The sequence below is a fragment of the Sulfitobacter sp. HI0040 genome, from assembly GCF_001634885.1.
Lineage (GTDB): Bacteria > Pseudomonadota > Alphaproteobacteria > Rhodobacterales > Rhodobacteraceae > Sulfitobacter.
Window position 1 is genome coordinate 1 of the sequence record NZ_LWEX01000096.1, and the last position, 3,160, is coordinate 3,160.

At 65.2% G+C, this 3,160-nt stretch carries 4 protein-coding genes; 3 read left to right on the forward strand and 1 reads right to left on the reverse strand.

From position 1 onward, the window contains the following. Positions 1–486: response regulator (locus A3728_RS07470; protein ID WP_161489582.1), on the reverse strand; the 486-nt coding region annotated here is incomplete at its 3' end. A gap of 94 nt (positions 487–580) precedes the next feature. Between A3728_RS07470 and A3728_RS07475 the strand changes: the two genes are divergently transcribed. From A3728_RS07475 to A3728_RS07485, 3 genes are all read left to right on the forward strand, one after another. After that, positions 581–865, forward strand: coding sequence for a DUF3572 domain-containing protein (locus tag A3728_RS07475; protein ID WP_067921682.1), 285 nt, complete (start codon positions 581–583; stop codon positions 863–865). Then, on the forward strand, positions 862–1,584 hold the full coding sequence (locus tag A3728_RS07480) for an HAD family hydrolase (RefSeq protein ID WP_067921676.1): 723 nt from the start codon (positions 862–864) through the stop codon (positions 1,582–1,584). The genes A3728_RS07475 and A3728_RS07480 overlap by 4 nt, the downstream gene beginning before the upstream one ends. A gap of 110 nt (positions 1,585–1,694) precedes the next feature. Further along, a partial coding sequence (locus A3728_RS07485; RefSeq protein ID WP_067921679.1) for a trimethylamine methyltransferase family protein occupies positions 1,695–3,160 on the forward strand: 1,466 nt, incomplete at its 3' end.

A 3,160-nucleotide genomic window follows, 5' to 3' on the forward strand; every position in this document is an offset into this window, starting at 1 on the left:
CTCGACCGGGTTGGGGGCCACCAGCGTGGCACGGCCCGCGCGTTCGAAGATGGGGGCGGGTTCGGCCATGCCCAGGGCGCGCGATGTATCGTCGCGCATCCGCCATTCGGCGGCGGCGTTGTGGATGCGGATCGTGCTGCGCACCTGGCTCAGCAGAAGCGTGTCGCACACCGGTTTCGCCAGCATCTGCGCCCCCGCCCTGAGGATGGCGAGCCGCCTTTCCGGATCGGCCCCGGACCCCATGGCGATGACGGGAAGATGTTCGCAACCGGGTGCGGCATGAAGCTTGCGGCACAAACGTTCCGCCGTGCCGTCCGGCAGGCTGAGCGCGGTGATCACGAGGTCGAAGGTCAAGCTGCGGGCGAGCCTTATCCCGGCGGAAATGCTGTCTGCCTGTACGACCTCGTAATAGGCGTCTGTCAGCTTGACCTTCAGGATGATACGGTTTGTCGCAATCGCATCCAGAACGAGAATCTTGCCTTGCACGACAGTCTCCATTCCGCACAGGTTCGAGGTTGGAGAAATGTTGCCCGGAAAGGTTAACAAAGCGTTGCGGAAACTGCGTAAATTGGAAGGTTTGATGACATATACACCCGAGACGGCGGAGACGCTGGCGCTGCGCGCGCTGGGATGGCTCGCCGCCAATGACGATCTGCTGCCGGTCTTCCTTGGGGCCACGGGCGTGGACGAATCCTCGCTTCGGGCGCAGGCGGCGCAGCCGGAGTTCCTCGCCTCGGTACTCGATTTCCTGATGATGGATGACGCATGGGTCATGGCGTTCTGCGATGCATCGGCCCTGCCGTATGAACACCCGATGATGGCGCGGGCGGCGCTGCCGGGCGGCATGCAGATGAACTGGACATGAGCGGCGCACAGGCCGCCCCCGCGGTTCGGGGAATCGTGTTCGACAAGGACGGCACGCTTTTCGATTTTGCAGCGACCTGGGAAGCCTGGGCGGTGGCCTTTCTGCTGCGCGCGGCAGAGGGCGACGCCGCGCGCGCACAGCAGGTCGGCGCGCAGATCGGCTTTGATTTCGCGGCGCGCCGCTTCGCCCGCGACAGCATTGTCATCGCCGGCACCCCGGGTGAGGTCGCAACAGCGCTCGCCCCTCATTTCCCCGACACGGCGCCCGATGCCCTGCTCGCCATGCTGAACGACGAGGCCGCGCAGGCCCCCCAGCAGGAGGCCGTGCCTCTGCGCGCCTTTCTGCAGGCATTGCGCGACCGGGGGCTTCGGCTGGGGCTGGCGACCAATGACGCCGAAGCGCCCGCGCGGCTGCATCTGGAGCGGGCGAATGTCACCGACCTGTTCGATTTCGTCGCCGGGTTCGACAGTGGCCATGGCGGAAAGCCCGAACCGGGGCAGCTGCGCGCCTTTTGCGCCGCCATGGGGCTGGAGCCTGCCGAAGTCGTCATGGTGGGTGACAGCCTGCACGACCTGCATGCCGGCAAGGCGGCGGGGATGCGGACCCTGGGCGTGCTGACAGGTTTGGCGGAGCGCGAAGATCTGGCCCCTGACGCCGATGCGGTGCTGCCGGATATCGGGCATATCCCGGCGTGGCTCGACGGTCTGGCGCCCGCGTGACGCCGGATCGGTGCCGCATGATGCCCTAAAGCGACACGGACCGTCGCGAACGGAAAGGATGCGCCCAAACGCATCGGGCCTTCTGCAGGTACAGCGCAGGAGGACGATCAATGGCCGAGACCATGAACCGCAGAAGCCGCCATGGCGGGCGCGCAGGGGCCCGGACGCGGCGGGGTACGGCGGTGATCGAACAGATGCCCTGGGCACCGCCCGTCAATTGCGACGCGCCCACCGAACCGCTTACCCCCGAGGGGGTGGAAGCGATCCACGACGGCGCCATGCGCATCCTTGAAGAAATCGGCATCGCATTTCTGAATCATGAGGCGCTCGACATCCTGCGCAAGGCGGGCTGCAAGACCAATGGCGAAGTGGTTTTCATGGGGCGCGACTTCGTGATGGAATGGATCGCCAAGGCGCCGTCCACCTTCACCATCACGCCGCGCAACCCGGACCGCACCATTACGATCGGGGGGCGTAACCTGCTGTTCGGCAACGTTTCTTCCCCGCCGAACTATTGGGATCTGTCGCTGGGGCGCAAGACCCCCGGCACACGGGCGCAATGCCGGGACCTGCTGAAGCTGACGCAGTATTTCAACTGCATCCATTTCGCCGGCGGCTATCCGGTGGAGCCGGTGGATATCCACGCCAGCGTCCGCCATCTCGATGTGCTCTATGACAAGCTGACGCTCACCGACAAGGCGATGCATGCCTACAGCCTTGGCAAGGAACGCGTCGAGGACGTGATGGAAATGGTGCGGATCGCCAGCGGATTGAGCCATGAGGAATTCGATGCCTCCCCGCGGATGTACACCAACATCAATTCGACTTCGCCGCTGAAGCACGATGTGCCCATGCTCGACGGCTGGATGCGTCTTGCGCGGCGGGGGCAGGGGCTGGTGGTAACCCCCTTCACGCTGGCGGGGGCCATGGCCCCGGTGACCATGGCGGGTGCGGTGGCGCAATCGCTGGCCGAGGCGCTTTGCGCGGTGGTGCTGGCGCAGATCATCCGCCCCGGTGCGCCCTGCGCCATCGGCACGTTCACCTCCAACGTGGACATGAAGACCGGCGCGCCCGCCTTCGGCACGCCGGAGTACATGCGCGCCACGCAGATGACAGGACAGCTCTGTCGCTACTACGGGCTGCCCATGCGCTCCTCTGGGGTTTGTGCCGCCAATGTGCCGGACGGGCAGGCGATCTGGGAAACCTCCAACAGTCTCTGGGCGGCGGTGCAATCGGGCAGCAACATGGTCTATCACGCGGCCGGCTGGCTGGAGGGCGGGTTGATCGCAAGCCCCGAGAAATTCATCATGGATTGCGAGATCCTGCAGCAGATCCAGCGATACATGCAGCCCGAGATCTGCGCGACGGGGCCGGATGAGATCGCGATCGATGCGATCAAATCCGTCGGTAATGCGGGGCATTTCTTCGGCATCCAGCACACGCAGGACAGATACACCACCGCCTTCTATCAGCCTTTCCTGAGCGACTGGACAAACTACGAAGGTTGGGAGGCGGCAGGTGCCGTCTGGACGCCGGAGCGCGCCCACCACATGTTCCGCGAGATTGTGGCCTCCTT

What these genes read in the sequence shown, in the direction of transcription:
- A3728_RS07475 (WP_067921682.1), top strand. Translation starts at nt 581, where the DNA reads ATGACATATACACCCGAGACGGCGGAGACGCTGGCGCTGCGCGCGCTG.
- A3728_RS07480 (WP_067921676.1), top strand. Translation starts at nt 862, where the DNA reads ATGAGCGGCGCACAGGCCGCCCCCGCGGTTCGGGGAATCGTGTTCGAC.